This is a genomic window from Clostridium tepidiprofundi DSM 19306, from assembly GCF_001594005.1.
Lineage (GTDB): Bacteria > Bacillota > Clostridia > Clostridiales > Clostridiaceae > Clostridium_AC > Clostridium_AC tepidiprofundi.
In genome coordinates this window covers 55,382-73,600 of the sequence record NZ_LTBA01000006.1, presented here as the reverse complement: position 1 = coordinate 73,600, position 18,219 = coordinate 55,382, and the positions used below count along the sequence as shown (strand labels likewise).

General features: G+C 28.8%; 15 protein-coding genes and 1 pseudogene. 15 read left to right on the top strand and 1 reads right to left on the bottom strand.

Annotated features, from left to right (window positions below):
* The first annotated feature begins 52 nt into the window (after window positions 1-52).
* The 13 genes and pseudogenes from CLTEP_RS04655 (at window position 53) to CLTEP_RS14840 (ending at window position 13,394) form a co-directional block, all read left to right on the top strand.
* Window positions 53-1,441 carry an ABC transporter substrate-binding protein gene (locus CLTEP_RS04655; protein WP_066823308.1) on the top strand — a complete coding sequence of 463 codons (1,389 nt, stop codon included), beginning with the start codon at window positions 53-55 and terminating at the stop codon, window positions 1,439-1,441.
* A 66-nt stretch (window positions 1,442-1,507) separates the two neighbouring features.
* Window positions 1,508-2,938, top strand: coding sequence for an O-antigen ligase family protein (locus CLTEP_RS04650; RefSeq protein WP_066823305.1), 1,431 nt, complete (start codon window positions 1,508-1,510; stop codon window positions 2,936-2,938).
* Window positions 2,901-3,242, top strand: a pseudogene (locus CLTEP_RS15575) (hypothetical protein); the annotation flags it as partial. The gene CLTEP_RS04650 and the pseudogene CLTEP_RS15575, both read left to right, overlap by 38 nt.
* A 39-nt stretch (window positions 3,243-3,281) precedes the next feature.
* Window positions 3,282-3,506, top strand: coding sequence for an acyltransferase (locus CLTEP_RS15570; RefSeq protein WP_423230726.1), 225 nt, complete (start codon window positions 3,282-3,284; stop codon window positions 3,504-3,506).
* A gap of 79 nt (window positions 3,507-3,585) precedes the next feature.
* Window positions 3,586-4,641, top strand: a complete 1,056-nt coding sequence (locus CLTEP_RS04640) for a glycosyltransferase family 4 protein (protein ID WP_066823300.1) — start codon at window positions 3,586-3,588, stop codon at window positions 4,639-4,641.
* Window positions 4,642-4,664: 23 nt separating this feature from the next.
* Window positions 4,665-5,720 (top strand): non-hydrolyzing UDP-N-acetylglucosamine 2-epimerase, encoded by a 1,056-nt coding sequence (gene wecB / locus CLTEP_RS04635; protein WP_066823298.1) that lies wholly within the window; start codon window positions 4,665-4,667, stop codon window positions 5,718-5,720.
* A gap of 21 nt (window positions 5,721-5,741) precedes the next feature.
* Entirely contained in the window at window positions 5,742-6,959 is a 1,218-nt protein-coding gene (locus CLTEP_RS04630; protein WP_066823295.1) for a glycosyltransferase family 4 protein, read from the top strand.
* Window positions 6,960-7,094: 135 nt separating this feature from the next.
* Entirely contained in the window at window positions 7,095-8,336 is a 1,242-nt protein-coding gene (locus CLTEP_RS04625; RefSeq protein WP_084364643.1) for an O-antigen ligase family protein, read from the top strand.
* 9 nt (window positions 8,337-8,345) lie between these two features.
* Window positions 8,346-8,999 carry a sugar transferase gene (locus CLTEP_RS04620; RefSeq protein ID WP_066823292.1) on the top strand — a complete coding sequence of 218 codons (654 nt, stop codon included), beginning with the start codon at window positions 8,346-8,348 and terminating at the stop codon, window positions 8,997-8,999.
* 317 nt (window positions 9,000-9,316) lie between these two features.
* Entirely contained in the window at window positions 9,317-10,033 is a 717-nt protein-coding gene (locus tag CLTEP_RS04615; protein WP_066823290.1) for a WecB/TagA/CpsF family glycosyltransferase, read from the top strand.
* A gap of 10 nt (window positions 10,034-10,043) precedes the next feature.
* Entirely contained in the window at window positions 10,044-11,465 is a 1,422-nt protein-coding gene (locus CLTEP_RS04610) for a flippase (RefSeq protein ID WP_242863867.1), read from the top strand.
* Window positions 11,466-11,488: 23 nt separating this feature from the next.
* Window positions 11,489-12,610, top strand: coding sequence for a glycosyltransferase family 4 protein (locus tag CLTEP_RS04605; protein WP_066823288.1), 1,122 nt, complete (start codon window positions 11,489-11,491; stop codon window positions 12,608-12,610).
* Between the two features lie 364 nt (window positions 12,611-12,974).
* A complete protein-coding gene (locus tag CLTEP_RS14840; RefSeq protein ID WP_066823285.1) occupies window positions 12,975-13,394 on the top strand; it encodes a hypothetical protein in 420 nt (139 codons plus the stop codon).
* Window positions 13,395-13,503: 109 nt separating this feature from the next.
* On the opposite strand, the gene gdhA is transcribed toward CLTEP_RS14840, so the two are convergent.
* On the bottom strand, window positions 13,504-14,841 hold the full coding sequence (gene gdhA, locus CLTEP_RS04595) for an NADP-specific glutamate dehydrogenase (RefSeq protein WP_066823282.1): 1,338 nt from the start codon (window positions 14,839-14,841) through the stop codon (window positions 13,504-13,506).
* Between the two features lie 169 nt (window positions 14,842-15,010).
* Between gdhA and CLTEP_RS04590 the strand changes: the two genes are divergently transcribed.
* Both CLTEP_RS04590 and CLTEP_RS04585 read left to right on the top strand, forming a co-directional pair.
* The gene (locus CLTEP_RS04590) at window positions 15,011-16,744 is read left to right on the top strand and encodes an alpha-glycosidase (protein WP_066823279.1); all 1,734 of its coding nucleotides are present in this window, start codon (window positions 15,011-15,013) and stop codon (window positions 16,742-16,744) included.
* Window positions 16,745-16,824: 80 nt separating this feature from the next.
* Window positions 16,825-18,141: a sugar ABC transporter substrate-binding protein gene (locus CLTEP_RS04585; RefSeq protein WP_066823276.1), complete on the top strand. Its 1,317-nt coding sequence runs from the start codon at window positions 16,825-16,827 to the stop codon at window positions 18,139-18,141.
* Window positions 18,142-18,219: the final 78 nt, after the last annotated feature.

The window sequence follows — 18,219 nt, the reverse complement described above, 5'->3', positions numbered from 1 at the left end:
CCTGAGCCAAAAGCAAGTGAGAGTATTATAAAATTAATAAAAGGGTGATAAAATGAGAAGTATGATGAAAAATTATAGATTATATATTTGGATTGTTATAGTATTTTTAACATTATCTACATTAGTAAAAGTTAAGGCTTATTCAGATAACAAAGAACTTCAAGCAAAACGAGATGAACTTTTAAAGGGCAAAGAAATAGTAACTATTTGGCTTAAGGATGATTATGATTCAGAGACAAGAAAATTTCAAGTGAGGGAATATAATAAATACAATAAAGATAATATTTACATAAATCTTCAAGTTTATGGTGATGACTATATAAATATGTTGAGAACTGCTGTTGCGAACAACAATAAAGTTGATATATTTCAATATGGTTTTTATCAATTGTTCAGATATGATAGAATTATGCCTATGAAAGAGTTGGGAATTGATGTAGATAAAATAGGAAAAAATAATTTTTTATATTATAAAAAGGAACCTATGGGAGTTAAGGTATTAGGAAATGACGTTAAATTCGTTTGGAATAAGGAAATATTAAAAGGAGCGGGAATCGATACTAATATTCAACCTAAAACATGGCAAGATGTGATTGAATATGCAAAAAAAATAAAGAAGGCTTACCCTGATATTGTCCCATTTGAATTTCCAGCATACTATCTTGAGGAGCTTAGAATTTCAATAGGCGAAATGAGTGTAAATAAGGGAAGTATATATACTACATTTTGGGATTATAAAAATGGAAAGTTTAATTTTGATTATGCTAAAGATATATTGAATATTTATAGAAAGATGTACGCAGAGGGCTTAATAGATGTTGACTTTGACAAGAAAACAAAGATACATGTAAGAGAAGATTTTGCAAATAGAAAGACTGCTATGATACTTAGTACATTTGAAGATAAATATTTTTTTGAGGGCATAAGACCTTTAAAATTTGATATTGGAATAAGCGATTTACCTAAAATAAATATTGGTGATAGTAATAAGTATTATTATACAGGTACTTATAAATGCTTCATGGTTAATAAAAATGTTGATTTAAAAGAAGAAGAAAAAAACGATAATGAAAAAGTTGAAGAAAAGTTAAAGCATAAAGAAGCAGTTAAAAAAGTTTATGAGTGGCTTTTGAGTAAAAATGTAAATATGGATATACTAGCTGCTAAAAAAGGTTTACCTACTTGTTTTAAAGATAAGGTCGTAAAAAATGATATTTATGAAGAATACAATAAAGATGATAATTTTACCAATGAAATATATGATCCTACAATTTTCATCAATTACGATATTAATCTTACAAAAAATTTATTTTATGATTCTATAAGGGGAAACATTTCAGTTGAAGATGCTATTAATAAGCTAAATTATAGTTATGCAAAATACTGTAAAATTATGATTGATTACTATAATTTTGATTTTAGTAAGTTCATTGAGGATTAGTACAGTATGCAAATGAAATTAAGTGGCAGTATTGTTGATTGATAAATTTTAGAGAAGAGGGTAATTATGAGTATTAAGAGGATTATTAAAGATAATTTAAAGGCTATTTTAATTATATTAGCAATTTCAATGATTCCTGGAATTATTCTAAGAAAGAGTGTTGGAATAAAGGATGCAGGAATGTTTTCAATGGCTACAGCTTTTTTGCTATTTGAACTATACTATTCATTTATTGATATAAAAAAATCTATTATGTTATTCATAATATCATTTCCTATACTGGTAACTGCTAGGAAAATTTGCTATTTTGATTTTCTATTTTTCAAGTTTACGTATGAAGCTATATATATTCAGTTTGTCTTTATAGCTAATTTCAAAAGGATTATAGCTTATTTAAAGCGTCTATTGATATATAAAAATTCATTAAATGCAAAATTCATAGTGCTATCTATAATATTTATTATTTTTGCACTTAATTCAAGTATTTTTTCTGAAAACATTATGAAAAGCATAGGTGCTGCTTATTTAGGTGTATTAATTCCTATAATGTTTATGGTGACAGTTGTTGCTATATTTGAAAAAAATGAAATAGATAAAATACTTTATTCATTGATATTAAGTATTGATTTGAGTTGTTTATATGGATTTTCTCAAATATTTAAAAATCATATTCCTTTCAATATGATAGAGAGCAGAAGATATTTGATTACTTTTGGATACCATAATATAAATATTTTTGCAGGTATATTGATTACTGTTTTCCCAATATTATCTGAGAAAATTTTATATAATAAAAAGAATAAAAAAGAAAATATATTTTTGTATGTTTCTCTAGCGATTTATTTGAGTGCTTTATTTGTTACATATTCTAGGGGAGCTTGGATTAGTTCAATATTTGCGGTATTTATAATACTAATCAGTAAAAAATACAAGAAATTTGTGTATGCTTTTACAGCCTTAATTTTGGTGGGTTCTAGATGGATTATACCATTTATACTTCACAGAGGAAGAGTGCATGTAATATTTTTTAGTAATGAATCAATGGTGGCGAGGGTTCAGTCTATTTTTACAAGTGCAGCAATTTTATTTAAGAATCCATTTGGTATTGGTGGAGGAAATTTTGCATCAGCATATAATGAGTATGCACTTAAGGGGTACCTTATTATGCCTAAAGATTATAGAATAAGGATTCCTATTGCTAATTATCCACTTGAAATGGCTCACAATTTAGTTCTTCAAATTGCCGTTGAATTTGGTTTAGTGTGTGTAATTGTATTTTTGATTATAATAATCAATAGAATAGTTGCTATATTTAAAAATTATAGCTTGAATAGAGGAATATTTACTTCTATAATGGTATGGGCGATTTTTTCAATTACTACTGGTACAGAGTTTAATCATAAAGGTGTAATTACAGGAACATTAATAATGTGGTTGATTTTCGGATTAGTATCGTTGAATGGTAAGGAAGGAAATTCTTATGAAAAAGATTATTAAGAATATAATGTATTTCTTAGTAGATATAAAAATAAAATGTTTGAAGTTAGAAGCAAGATTATTAGGCGATTATGTTATTAATAAATATGTTGAAAAGTGCAGTGAAAGAAAATTGACATATGTGTTAAATAAATTGAATTGCAAAGTACATAGCAGTGCTAATATTAAATCGGGTATTGTTTTTGATAATACGTATTCTAATTATGATTACTTGTCTATAGGAGATAATTGTTATATAGGCAGAAAGGTTTTTTTCGATTTAGCAAATAAAATAACAATTGAAAAAGAAGCTGTTTTATCAGCAGGGGTAAGCATACTTACCCATCAAGATGTTGGAAACAGGTTGCTTAAAAGGTATTATCAAAGAAGAGAAGGAGAAGTTATTTTAAGGGAAGGGTGTTGGATAGGAGCAAATGCTATAATATTATGTGGTGTAACTGTTGGAAAATGTGCTGTGGTTGGTGCTGGAGCCGTTGTTACAAAAGATGTTCCTGACTACACAGTAGTTGGTGGAATTCCAGCTAAAACGATCAAGGTATTAGACATAAGTCATCTTCCAAAAAAATAACTAGTCAGTGTGCTAGTATATTTGATTTGTTATTTTCTTTTAAATGCCTAAAATAATAAAATCAGTTGTGAGGTATGTTATGAAAATATGTTATTTAGCAAATGCATCAAGTGTTCATACTCAGAAATGGGTAAAGCATTTTGTTGATATTGGACATGAGGTACATGTTATATCACATGTCAATTCAAATATTGAGGGTGCACATGTGCATTATATAGATTACAATATAAGAAATTTTTTATTTAAAAAAGGTGAAGTACACAATAAAATAAGGAGCATTAATCCAGATATTCTACATGCACATCAAGCAAATACATGTGGTTTATATGCTGTAACAATGAAGGGATATAGAACCGTTGTTTCAGCATGGGGTTCAGATATTTTACTTGCACCAGAGCAGTCATTTATAATGAAGAAAATTGTTCAATATGTGCTAAAAAAAGCAGATATTATAACATCAGATGCAGAATTTATGACCAAAAGAATCATTGAATTAGGTGGATATAGAAATAAAGTGTATACATTTCCAATGGGTATTGAAGATAATCTATTATCATACAAAAGGTCAATAAATACTGAATCAAATAGTTTAAGAATTATTACAAATAGAAAGCATGAACCTATATACAATATAGATGTTATAATAAAGGGATATTCAATGGCACTTAAGAGAAACAAAGATTTGTTTTTAACAATAGCTGCAGATGGTTCGTATAGGAATAAACTTGAGAATTTGGTTAAAGATTTAAATATTGAGAGTAAAGTTGTATTTACAGGGAAATACAACATGGAAGAACTTGGAGATATGCTTATCGATAATGATGTATTTATTTCAATACCAAATTCAGATTCGACATCTGTAAGCTTGCTTGAGAGCATGTGTTGTGGGTTGTTTCCTATTGTTAGCGATTTGCCTGGCAATAGAGAGTGGATTGATAATGGTAAAAATGGATTAGTATTAGAAAACATAGATCCAAAAGCAGTTGAACAAGCAATATTATGGTGTTCTAACAATAAAAATATCTTAAAGGAAGCGTCTTTTTATAATGCTGAATTAATAGAAAAAAAGGCTCTATGGAGAAATAATATTAAAATTGTTGAGGATATTTACAATAAACTACTCAGTAATAAATAGCGATAGGAAGAGAGGAATATATTATGAAGATTGTAACTATAATAGGTGCAAGGCCGCAATTTATTAAGGCTGCTGCGGTTTCAAAAAAGATTAGAAAAAAATTTGAAGAAATAACAATACATACAGGGCAGCATTATGATAAAAACATGTCAGATATATTTTTTGAGGAATTAGGTATACCCAAGCCAGAATATAATCTGAATATTGGTTCTGGAAGCCATGGATATCAAACAGGTAATATGTTGATTAAGATAGAAGAAGTTGTTATTAAAGAATCACCAGATATGATATTGGTTTATGGAGATACTAATTCCACTTTAGCAGGTGCACTTGTAGCATCGAAGCTTTTAATACCAGTGGCTCATATTGAAGCAGGTCTTAGAAGTTTTAATAAGAATATGCCTGAGGAACAGAACAGAATATTAACAGACCATGTATCCAAATTATTGTTTACTCCAACAGAAACAGCTGTAAAAAATTTAGAAAATGAAGGTATCAGAGACGGTGTTTATAATGTTGGTGATGTTATGTATGATGCAATACTTCATTTTGGAAAAATTGCTGAGGAAAAGAGTGATATTTTAAATAGAATTGATGTTGATAAGAATAAATATATTCTTGCAACTATTCATAGAGCAGAAAATACGAATTATGAATATAGATTGAGAAACATTGTTGAAGCATTAAATGAAAGTAAAGAGCAAATTGTGCTGCCGCTTCATCCAAGAACTCAAAAGTATTTGAATGAGTATAATTTAAAATTCAATGATAATATAAAAATAATAGAACCAGTTGGGTATTTGGATATGGTTATGCTTGAGAAAAATTCATCCAAAATAGTAACAGATAGCGGCGGAGTTCAGAAAGAAGCATTTTTCTTAAATAAACCTTGTATAACGCTTAGGGATGAAACAGAATGGGTTGAAACAGTTGAAAATGGATGGAATATGATTGTCGGAGCAGATAAAGATAAAATTTTAGAGGGAGTTTGTAATTTTAAACCTACTGCTGAAAAGTTAAATTATTTTGGATATGGAAATTCAGCAGAAAAAATATTAAATATAATAGACAAAATGTAATTGTATGGTGGGTGAATACGAATGAAGATATTATTTTTAACTCAATACTGTCCTCCAGAGGTTGGTGCTCCACAGAATAGAATATTTGAGTTTGCAAAGCAATTAAAGAAATTTGGTCATGAGGTATCTATTTTAACTGCAATGCCTAATTATCCAAAAGGTGAAATATTTGAAGGGTATAAGGGCAAAAAAGTTGTTCAAGAAGAGATTGATGGAATTAAAATTATTAGAACAAGTATTTATGTCTCTAAGGAAAAAACTTTTACAAAGCGTCTTAAGAATTATTTGTCATTTACATTTTCATCAGTGTTTACAGGAACTAAGTATATTGAAAATCAGGACGTAGTAATAACAGAATCTCCACCATTATTCTTAGGATGGTCTGGTTATTATATTTCTAAAAAGAAAAAAGCAAAATATGTTTTTAATATATCTGATTTATGGCCTGAGTCTGCTGTTAAGTTAGGTATGCTTCACAATAAAGCACTTATAAAAATGTCTACTTGGCTTGAAGAGTTCTGTTATAAAAAGGCAGATGCTGTTACGTGTCAAACAAGAGGCATTGTAGATAACATTGTTGAAAGAGGATTTGAAAAATCAAAAGTACATTTGATTACAAATGGTGTTGATACTGAATTTTTCAATAAGAAATTTAGAGATAATGATTTCAGAAAAGAAATTGGAGTGGAAAATAAATTTGCTGTATGTTATGCAGGTATACATGGATTAGCTCAGGGACTTGAAGTAATAATAGATACAGCTGAAAAATTAAGGAATTATGATGATATTCAATTTGTATTCGTAGGGGATGGCCCTGAGAAACAAAAACTTATGGATATGGTAGCTATAAAGGGATTGAAAAATGTAACTTTTCTACCAGTTCAGGCTAAAGTTAATATGCCGAGGATAATAGCTTCAATGGATGCAACTATAATTCCACTTAAAAAATTGGATTTATTCAAAGGAGCTCTTCCTTCTAAGATGTTTGAGGCACTTGCGTCGGAATTACCAATTATTTTAGCTGTAGAAGGAGAGGCGGAAAAGCTTATAAAGGATGCAAATGCAGGTATTACAGTTGAACCAGAGAATTCAGATGATATTGCAGAGGCTGTATTAAAACTCTATAAAGATATAGAGTATAGAGAATTTCTGGGGAAAAATGGTCGGAAATATGTAATAGAGAACTATTCAAGGGAAGCTATAACAAGAAAATTGGAAAATATACTAAAAAATTTATAATATATAAAAAGCAATATATTGTTTATCAATAAGGGCTATAAGTGCTGAAGTAGGTATTGCAAATAGAGTAGGTATTTCAAATAGAATTAAAAGCAATATATATTGTTGATTAATAAGGGAATGGGTTGATTTGTGGTGAAAAAAGAGAAGAAGAGTTTAATATACTATTTTATATGTTTATATGTGATTATGCTTCCTTTTAGCTTCAAAATACCAACTGCTGCGGGTAAAAACATCAATGCAGATTATATATTCATTTTAATAATTATAACTTATATGATTAGCTTGGTGTTCAATAAGGGTACAAGACAGAAATTTATTAAGGGATTATTTGATTTTTTTCATGAACCAGTAAGTATTTTTATGATGTTATTGCTGGCTAGCATGATATTTTCTATAAGTTATTCGCTTGAAAAGGTAACCGCATTAAAAGAGAGCATTAGATTTTGTACATATATAATTCTCTTTTTTATAATAAAATATGATGTTAATGAAAAAAATAAATATGTAAATATTATGATATGTGTTTTGCCTATAATTGTGTTTCAGGTAATATTGGGAATTATTCAGGGAACAACAGGGATTTTCTTGAATGAAAAATTTATATATAAAAGCGGAGAGTTTATTTCTAAATATAGAATAACTGGTACATTTGGGAATCCTAATACATACGGTGCTTATTTAATTCTTTTTATTTTTCCTTTAATTATGCTATTTATGAGTGAAAAGAATAAGAGAAATAAGTTATTATTAAGTATGATTGTTGTATTGATGTTTATCAATATTTTGCTTACTTTTTCACGTAATGCATGGTTGGGGTTTGCAATTGGAATTCTGATTTTAATAATACTGTACAGTTGGAAATTGATTTGGCTGTTATTGGGAGTTGGTTTGGGAGGATTATTTATTCCCAAAGTACATATGAGATTAGGAGAATTTGTAAATTATTCTCAGAATGATTTAAGATTTAAGTTATGGAAGATAGCAGCAAAAATAATAAAAAAGAACCCAATTAAAGGCATTGGAAATGGTAATTATGTTGCTTATTATGATATTTATACTAAAAAATATCCTGAATTGAAATGTATAGACCATTTTAGGTATCCTGTTCATAATTCATACTTAAAAGTACTAAGTGAATTAGGAGTTATTGGTTTTATTCCTTTCATGGGTATTATATTGAGTATATTTGTGAAACTGAAAAGTCTTATAAATAAAAGTAAAGAGCATAAAGTGATATTTATAGGTATATTGGCTTCACTTATTGTATTTATGATTATGAATTTATTTGACAATTTATTATTTGTACCAAAAGTTACAGCATATTTTTGGATTATAGTTGCTATTTGTGATGGATTTCAAACAAAACTGAGGTGAAGAATTTAAATGATGCAAAACAGTATTTTAATAGACAAGAAAAACGATTTGGATAAAAAAAAGGTACAATTTTTTATAAAAAGATTTTTTGATATTGTTTTATCACTAGTGGGTATAATCATATTGTTGCCATTATTTTCAGCTATATATATTGCAATTAAGCTTGATTCAAAAGGTCCTGCAATATTCAAACAAGTACGAATAGGTAAGGATGGTAAAGAGTTTATTATATATAAATTTAGAACCATGATTGTCGATGCAGAAAAGAAATTCAACTTGAATATTGATACTGATGATTTAAGCAATTTTGTATTTCAAAGTAAAAATGACAACAGGGTTACAAGAGTGGGGCGTTTTTTAAGGAAAAGCAGTTTAGATGAGTTACCACAACTTTTTAATGTTCTTTTTGGAAATATGAGTTTGGTTGGACCAAGACCTGAAATTCCAGAAGTAGTTAAACATTATCCGGAAAGTTATAGACAGAGGTTGATGGTATTGCCAGGTATTACAGGACTTGCTCAGGTAAGTGGCAGGGGAGAAATAGAACTTGGAAAAACAATTTATTATGACTTGAAATATATAAAGGAGTTTTCAATTCTATTGGATATTAAGATTTTATTTTTAACAGTAGTGTCAGTGGCTAGAAAAGAAGGAGCCTACTAATTAGGTGCTAGGTACTATTCTCCAATCTCCAATCTCTAGTCTCCAGTACAAATTTGTGACTTAACAACCAGTATCTTATTAGGAACTAGGCGCTAGGAAGGGAAAGAAGGTACTGGTGTTTATTCTATGACTAAGTCACAATATGTTTTGGCGACTGGTGATTGGCGATTAGTGACTTTGTTTTAGTCTCTAGTCTCCAGTACAAATTTGTGACTTAACAACCAGTATCTTATTAGGAACTAGGTGCTAGGAAGGGAAAGGAAGGTACTAGGAATTTACTGAATTAATTTAAGTTTGATATGGAAAGGAAATTTTATGTGTTTAGTAGAATATTAAATTACAAAATATTTAATGGTAATATGAGGAGTTTACTTGATTATATAGATAGATTTGATAAAGTAAATATTGTTTCGGGGAACCCTCAGGTGTTAAATAGTGGTTTGAAAAATGAAAAATTGTTTAAAAGCTTTACAGATAGTAATGCAGTTATTATTCCAGATGGTATTGGGACAGTTATTTGCTCAAAAATTGTAGGTGAACCTGTAGAGGAGAAAATTGCGGGTATTGAGCTTATGGATAATGTAATAAAACAATGTGAGTTAGATGGGAAAAGCATTTATTTAATTGGAGCAAAACAGGAAATTTTAGATAACTGTATCGTTAATTTGAGGGAGAAATATCCAAAACTTGATATTGTTGGAAGTCATAATGGATATTTTGATTTGAAGAAATGTGATGAAATTGTACAAGATATCATAAAAAAGGAACCATATGCTGTTTTTGTGGCTATGGGGTGTCCAAGACAGGAATTATTTATTGCAGATAATATTGATAGGCTAAATTGTAAGATTTTGATGGGTGTTGGTGGAAGCTTTGATGTTATAGCAGGCAAGGTAAATAGGGCACCCAAGTGGATGATAAAAATGGGACTTGAGTGGTTATATAGAACTGTAAAAGAACCTTTTAGAATTAAAAGACTTGGAGAAATACCAGTATTTATTATTAAAACATTGATTTATAACAAGAAAAGTTGAAGAATAGAAGGTGTTTACTATAAAAAGCATTACAAAAAACTTTTTATCAGTTGGTTTAGCAAATTTAATATCCCAATTTGTAACTTTTGTTACTGTTGCATATTATGCAAGAATTCTTAGTGTATCTTTATTTGGAAAATTAAGTCTTGCTCAATCAATTATGATTTATTTTACAATGATAACATTGTTTGGTTTTCAAACTTATGGTCAAAGAGAAATTGCAAAGAATAGTGATAAGGCTGAATGTATTGTTGGAAGTATTGTAAGCATAAGAATATTAATTTCTGTTATATGTTTTTTTATAGTAGCTTTAATAGCGTTTATTTTTAATGAAGACACGATATTTAAAAATATACTTTTGATGTATGGTATAACGTTATTTCCATTGGCTTTTAATATAGATTGGTTTTTTTCAGGATTAAAGCATATGGAGTATAATGCTATATATAGTATTATTAAAAATGTAATACCTTTTATATTAATAATTATTTTTCTGAAAACAGAAAAAGATGTATTATTTATACCTATATTTTATCTGGTAGGGCTTGTTATTGCAGTAGCATTTCAAGCTTATATATACAGGCATAAAAAAAAGCTTGGATATAAATTTTATTTGCCGAATAAGGAATTGGTTGTATATATTAAGTGTGCTGTCCCATTTTTGCTTTCAGGTATTCTATCAATGATTAATTGTAATGTTGATTCAATAATTATCGGATTTTTGAGGAGTGATAGAGAATTAGGTATTTACTCATCAGCATATAAAATAATATTTTTTATAACTAATTTGATGAATATTGTTTTTGTACCTATTTTCCCGCTTTTTATAAGTTATTTTAACAATAAGGATAAAAATTTATTAAAAGAGATTGTTGATAAAACATGTAAGATAGTTATTTTAGTTGCAATTCCTATTAGCGTTGGAGGTATAGCTTTATCAAAGGAAATAATAGTATTGCTATTTGGAGCAAAATATGAAGCAGCATATATTCCACTGAATATATTGCTTATTTATGCTTTAATACTTTTTATGAGGGAAACATATGGATATGGTTTGAATGCATTTAATATGGAGAAAAAATATTTGATTATTACAGCAATATCTTCATCGTTTAATTTGGTTTTTAATTTGATATTTATACCTATTTATGGTATAAATGCAGCAGCAATTGTTACTATTCTATCGGAAGTTATTAACTTTTTATTTATGAAGAAATTTTTTAATACTGTTACATATACTACATATGTAAGTAATATTAAGAAAGTTATTTTGCCAACATTATGTATGTTTGTTAGTATATTATTGTTTAAGCATTTTAATATAAATGTAATTATTAATATTTTATCTGCAATTGTAGTGTATTTTATAGGTGTTGTTTTATTTAAATATGTAACTATAGATGAATTGAAGAGTATTTTTAATAGCAAATAATTTTTGTGTTTTGGGGTGAAATTATGAGATACTGTGTATTATATCCGAATAGCAGGAATGTTAATTTAGTTAAGGAAATGGGAATGATGCCGTATAAGCTTCATAAACTTTTTGGTTATGATGCATGGTTAGCTTGTTATAAGCTTGGTGAATATGATTATTTAAAAGATGAAGTTAAAGGATTGAATATAGATTTTATTGATAATAAATTTAATAATTATACTTTAGATGGAATTAAGTATATAAAACAAAATGGACATAAAATAGATATACTCCAAATATTTCATATTACTTTGTATTCTTTTTTTTACGCACTTGTTTATAAAAAAACAAATCCAAATGGTAAAATATATTTAAAGTTAGATTGTAGCCACAAATTAATCGATAAAATAAAATCATTGGATTTTATTAGAAAAAAATTTCTTGAAATTTATTTGGATAAAGTTGATCTAATTAGTGTTGAGCAAAAGAGATTGTATAATCAGCTAATAGAATTGCTTCCTGAATATAAAAATAAAATGATAAATATACCTAATGGTGTTGATTTTGAATATTTGGAGAGAGAAAATATTCACTATGAATATAGTAAAAAAGAAAATATTATACTCAATGTAGCTAGATTGGGAGCGGAAGAAAAAAATACACGTATGCTTTTAGAGGCATTTGCTAAAATCAATGAAGTTGAAAATAGTGCATGGAAGCTTGTACTAGTTGGCAGCATTGAGAAAGAATTTAATGTATACATTGATAAATACTTTAAAGACAATCCTCATTTAAAGAATAAAGTTATTTTTAAAGGTGAGATTTCCGATAGAAAAAAACTATTTGAGGAATATAAAAAAGCTAAGATATTTTGTTTGACTTCAGATTTTGAGAGTTTTGCATTTGCACTCATTGAAGCTGCTTCATTAGGAGATGTTATTGTTTCTACTGATGTTGGTATTGTAAGAGAAATTATTATTGATGACAATGGCGAAATTGTTGAAAAAAATAATATTAAAGATTTAGCAAATAAACTTAAAAAGCTTATGCATGATAGAGAATTAGAAAGTAAGTCGAGAATAACGTATGATATATGCAGAGAAAGTTTTTCATGGGATAATATAATAACTGAATTAGATAAAAATTTAAGGAAATGCCTGTAGAGGAAGGGAGCAGAGTCTATACCTGAAGTCCCTATGTTTTGCTTTAGCGAAACGAGTTCACTGTTTATATTTATTCTATCATTGTTTAATTTTCCTGTAAATGTATTTGAAACAAATGTTAGTTTTACACTTTGTTTTTATACAATTTTACATAATACAAATTTGATGAATATGTTATCATTTTAGTTATTTTATGGTACAATATTTAGAAGATGATACTTTTTTCTTCAAGAAATATATATGTTACTGATGAACTTAATCAAAAGATACGATTTGGATGAAATCGAAACAGATTAAGGCTAATATTTGCTGGTAAAATGTTAAATAACAAAACAAGGACTATCGGAGAAAGGAGGAGAAGCTTTTGAGTATATCAATAGACATAGAAAAGATAAAATACTATGCTAAATGTACTATCAATATCTTAGGAAGTATTTTTATGATTTTTCATACTATAATAACTCCTGTTGTTGCTTTAGTTATAGGTTCTTTAATTAGTGATTTTGCAGAGTTTCATAAAATGCAATATCCTAAAGAAAGCGTTATTGCTTTTATTTTTCTTGCATTTTTATTTTTTCAAAATTTTCCTGAAAAACAAAAAGGATTATTTAAAGGTTTGGTATACATAAACATATTTCCGGGAATTGCTCTTGTTGTAGTAATGTTAAGTGATACAAGACATTTTGGATTAAATGGATTATTTTTGATAGCAATTCAGATAGGACTTTACGCAATATATTGGAATAAGTTTTATAAGAAAAAAGAAAAAAGGTCATATCAATAGATACGACCTTTTTGTCGCAGATAAGACAAGAATAGTGTATTGTAAAGATGATGATATAAAAGGAAATTATACTAGTTATTTTCAGATGCATTAGCAAAACAAGTTTACTTTATACTATACCTTGTGCTCTCATCGCATTAGCTACTTTTAAGAAACCTGCAATATTAGCCCCTGCTACATAATTACCTGGCATACCATATTCCTTGGCTGCCTTATCAGCAGCTTTAAATATGCTTTTCATTATTTCATGCAATTTGTTATCAACTTCTTCAAATGTCCAACATATTCTCATGCTATCTTGAGACATTTCCAATGCTGATGTGGCAACTCCACCTGCATTAGCTGCCTTTGCTGGTGCTAATAATATGTTATTTTCTAAGAAAAATTTTATTGCTTCATTTGTACAAGGCATATTTGCACCTTCACCAATGGCAATAACACCATTCTTAATCAAAACTTGTGCTTGATTTATATCAATATCATTTTGAGTAGCACAAGGTAAAGCAATATCACACTTAATTGACCAAATATCCTTTTGACATTCATGATATTTCGCTTCTGTATGATATTTTATATATTCGCTAATTCTTTTTCTTTCTACTTCTTTGATTTGTTTAATTGTATCAAGTTTAATACCGTTTTTGTCATAAATATAACCTTTAGAATCGCTCATTGCAACGACTTTTGCATCATATTGTTGTGCTTTTTCACATGCATATATTGCAACATTTCCTGATCCAGAAATGACAATAGTTTTATTTTTAAGTGTTTGATTATTAGCTTCTAGCATTTCTTTTACAAAATAAATTAGTCCATATCCAGTTGCTTCTTTTCTAGCGAAAGAACCTCCATAAGTTAAGCCTTTGCCTGTTAATACTCCAGCATCAAATGAATTTTTAATTCTTTTGTATTGACCATATAAATATCCAATTTCTCTACTGCCAACTCCAATGTCGCCTGCGGGTATGTCTATATCTTTACCTATGTGTCTATATAATTCAGTCATGAAACTTTGACAGAATTTCATTATTTCACCATTGGATTTTCCTTTAGGGTCAAAGTCAGATCCACCTTTACCTCCGCCTATGGGCAGTCCAGTTAGGGAATTTTTGAATATTTGTTCGAAACCTAAGAACTTTATTATTCCTAGGTATACAGAAGGATGAAACCTTAAGCCACCTTTGTATGGACCTATAGCACTATTAAATTGAACTCTAAATCCTCTATTAAGTTGTGGTTCGCCGTTATCATCTACCCAGGGTACTCTAAATATTATTTGTCTTTCGGGTTCAACTAATCTGTCTATAATGCCTTCTTCTAAAAATTCAGGATGCTTTTTTATTACTGGTTCTAGAGAACTTAAAACTTCTTCAACTGCTTGATGGAATTCCTTTTCTCCAGGATTTTTTTCAATAACTTTCTGTAAAATTTTCTCTAGAGTTTTCATGTTATTCCTCCTTAAAATATTTCCTTAATAAATTATATAGAAGAATTTTGCAATTATGTTATACAATTTATTGACAGATGTTAATATTTTGGTTAGAATAGATATGAAAACAATGCAATCGATTGCACAGATTGAATAAACATTGTTAAAGACTACAAAGGAGGAAAAAATGAATAAGCAAGCTATATTTCACCAACCTAAAAGCAATTATTGCTATGCATATAATAAAGACACAATACATATAAGGTTAAGGGCTGCAAAAGGAGATTTGGATAGTGTTATATTAGTATATGGAGATAAGTATGATTGGGCTAATAATAGAGAAAGTTCTATGGAAATAACTTATTCAGATAAGTTGTTTGATTATTTCACAGTATCAATAAAAGCTCCAAATAACAGATTATCTTACTATTTTATACTAAAAAAAGGAAATGAGACAGGTTATTATACTGAGATAGGTTTTTTTGAAAACCTAGATAATGAAGATATATATATTCATTTCTTTAATTATCCATATGTTAATGAGGGAGATATTCATACTGTGCCAGAATGGGTTAAAGATGCTGTGTTTTATCAAATATTTCCTGAAAGATTTAGTAATGGTGATAAAAGTAATGATACTTGCGTAACTGAAGAATGGGGTTCATTACCTAAAAGTGATAGTTTTTTTGGTGGAGATTTAAGAGGAATAATTGATAATATAGATCATATTGTTGATTTAGGTATAAATGCTATATATTTAAATCCAGTCTTTGAATCAGATTCAAATCATAAATATGATACTACAGATTACTACAAAATCGATCCACATTTTGGAGATTTAGAAACTATGAAGGAATTAGTTGATAAGTGCCATTCAAAAGGAATAAAAGTAATATTTGATGCTGTTTTTAATCACAGTGGCTATAATTTCAAACCATTTCAACATGTGTTAGAGAATGGCGATAAATCACACTATTATAATTGGTTTCACATAAATAAATTACCTATTGAAATTGAACCTCCAAGTTATGAAACATTTGCTTTTACTCACAAAATGCCTAAATTTAATGTTTCAAATGATGAAGTAAAGGAATATTTACTTGGTGTAGCTAAGTACTGGATAAAGGAAGTTGGAATTGATGGTTGGAGATTAGATGTTGCTGATGAAGTAGAACATGATTTTTGGAGGGATTTTAGAAAGGTTGTTAAGAAAGCTAATAAAGATGCATATATTGTGGGTGAAATATGGCATGATTCATTACCATGGCTTATGGGTGATCAATTTGATGGAATAATGAATTACCCAGTAACACGAGTTTGTTTAAAATATTTTGCACAGAATAGTATCAAAGATATAGACTTTATGGAATCAATTGATAATGCTTTTATCAAAAATACATATCAGGTAAATGAAGTAATGTTGAATTTACTTGACAGCCATGATACGCCTAGATTTTTAACAGAATGTAATGGAAATTATAAAAAATTATTATTAGCTATTTCATTTTTGATGACTTATATTGGAGCACCGTGTATTTATTATGGTACTGAAATAGGGTTAGAGGGAGGAAAGGATCCAGATTGTAGAAGAACTATGATATGGGATAGGAGCAAGTGGAACAATGATATTTATAGTTCAATTAAAAAACTTATCAGTTTAAGAAGAGAGCATGAAGCATTGAGAAGAGGAAAATTTAAGTGGCTTAAAGACTTAAATGGAGTTTTAGGTTATACTCGTGAAAGTGATAATGAAAAAGTGCTTGTTTTAATTAATAATAGCAATCAAACAAAAAATGTTAATTTAATTGAATATTTTAATGAATGTGTTGATTTGTTAAATAGTAAGAAAGTAGTTTCTAAAGAAGGCAAAATGGATATTATTATGGCTGAATACTCATATAAAATATTTTCAGTATTGTAGAAATTGTTTGACAATGACCATTGTAGATTGTATAATTTAATTGTGCAAACGATTGCAATAAAACATTAGGGGGGTTTAATGTGAAAAAGATTTTAAGTTTTTTATTAGCATTAGTATTAACGTTTTCATTAGCGGCTTGTGGTAGCCCTAAAAATGGAGATTCTAAGGAAGATGTTTCTAAAACAACTGAGAACAATTCAAGTCAAGCATCAACTCAAAATAAAGACCAAGCATCATCAAGTGAATTAAAACCAGAGGAAGGTGCTTCTTTACTTGTTTGGGAAAGCAAGGGAAAAGAAGGAGATTTTATAAAATATGTTGCTAAAGAATTTGAAAAGAAGTATGGCGTACCTGTAAAATATGAAGAAGTTGGGACTGTTGATGCTGAAGGAAGATTGGCTCAAGATGGACCTGCTGGTACAGGTGCAGACGTATTTGCAGCTCCTCATGACCATACAGGAGGGTTAGTTTCTTCTGGTTTAATAGTACCAAACAGTGTTTATGGAGACAGAATAAAGAAAGAATTCATGAAAGCAGCAGTTGATGGTGTTAGTTATGGTGGAAAATTGTATGGATATCCTACAGCTATAGAAACTTATGCATTATTCTATAATAAGGATATTTTTCCAGAAGCACCAAAAACTTTTGATGAAATAATTGCAAAAGCAAAAGAATTTAACGATACTGATAATAACAAGTATACATTCATGTGGGATGTAGCTAATGCATATTTTTCACATTGCTTTATAGCTGGTGAAGGTGGATATATATTCGGTAAAGGTGGAACAGATAAGAATGATATTGGAATCGATTCAAAGAGTGCAATTGCAGGTGCTAAAGAAATGCTTAAGCTTAAAGGAATATTGCCTGTAAATTCTGGAGATTCTAGTAGCCAAATAGTTGAAGGATTATTCCAAGAGGGTAGCGTAGGTGCAATGATTAATGGACCTTGGGCTGTAGCAGCTACTAAAAAATCAGGTGTTAATTTTGGTGTAGCAACACTACCATTATTATCAGATGGAAAACATCCAACAGGTTTTTCTGGAATAAGAACATTATTTGTTAGTGCATATACAAAATATCCAAAAGCAGCACAATTATTTGCTAATTTTGCTACATCAAAGGAAATGTTGTTGAAGAGATATGAAATTACTCATCAAATACCACCAGTAAAAGCTTTAATGGATGAACCTACTATCAAAAATGATGAGTATGTTGCACCATTTTTAGAACAAGCACAATATGCTGTTCCAATGCCATCTATTCCTCAGATGCAACTTGTTTGGGAACCATATGGAGCTGCATTTGCAGCATTTTGGAATGGTGAATCAACTCCTGAGGATGCTCTTAAGAATGCAGCTGAAACAGTGAGAGAAGCAATAAAATCACAAGAATAAAAAATAAAACAATATTGTGTGGAGAATTTAGTTGTTTATACCAAATGCAGCTAAATTCTCTTGTGTTGAGTAATATAT

Coding starts and splice junctions, on each gene's coding strand:
- CLTEP_RS04650 (WP_066823305.1), top strand. CDS start 1,508: ATGAGTATTAAGAGGATTATTAAAGATAATTTAAAGGCTATTTTAATT.
- CLTEP_RS04620 (WP_066823292.1), top strand. CDS start 8,346: ATGATGCAAAACAGTATTTTAATAGACAAGAAAAACGATTTGGATAAA.
- CLTEP_RS04640 (WP_066823300.1), top strand. CDS start 3,586: ATGAAAATATGTTATTTAGCAAATGCATCAAGTGTTCATACTCAGAAA.
- gdhA (WP_066823282.1), bottom strand. CDS start 14,841: ATGAAAACTCTAGAGAAAATTTTACAGAAAGTTATTGAAAAAAATCCT.
- CLTEP_RS04605 (WP_066823288.1), top strand. CDS start 11,489: ATGAGATACTGTGTATTATATCCGAATAGCAGGAATGTTAATTTAGTT.
- CLTEP_RS04655 (WP_066823308.1), top strand. CDS start 53: ATGAGAAGTATGATGAAAAATTATAGATTATATATTTGGATTGTTATA.
- wecB (WP_066823298.1), top strand. CDS start 4,665: ATGAAGATTGTAACTATAATAGGTGCAAGGCCGCAATTTATTAAGGCT.
- CLTEP_RS04590 (WP_066823279.1), top strand. CDS start 15,011: ATGAATAAGCAAGCTATATTTCACCAACCTAAAAGCAATTATTGCTAT.
- CLTEP_RS04630 (WP_066823295.1), top strand. CDS start 5,742: ATGAAGATATTATTTTTAACTCAATACTGTCCTCCAGAGGTTGGTGCT.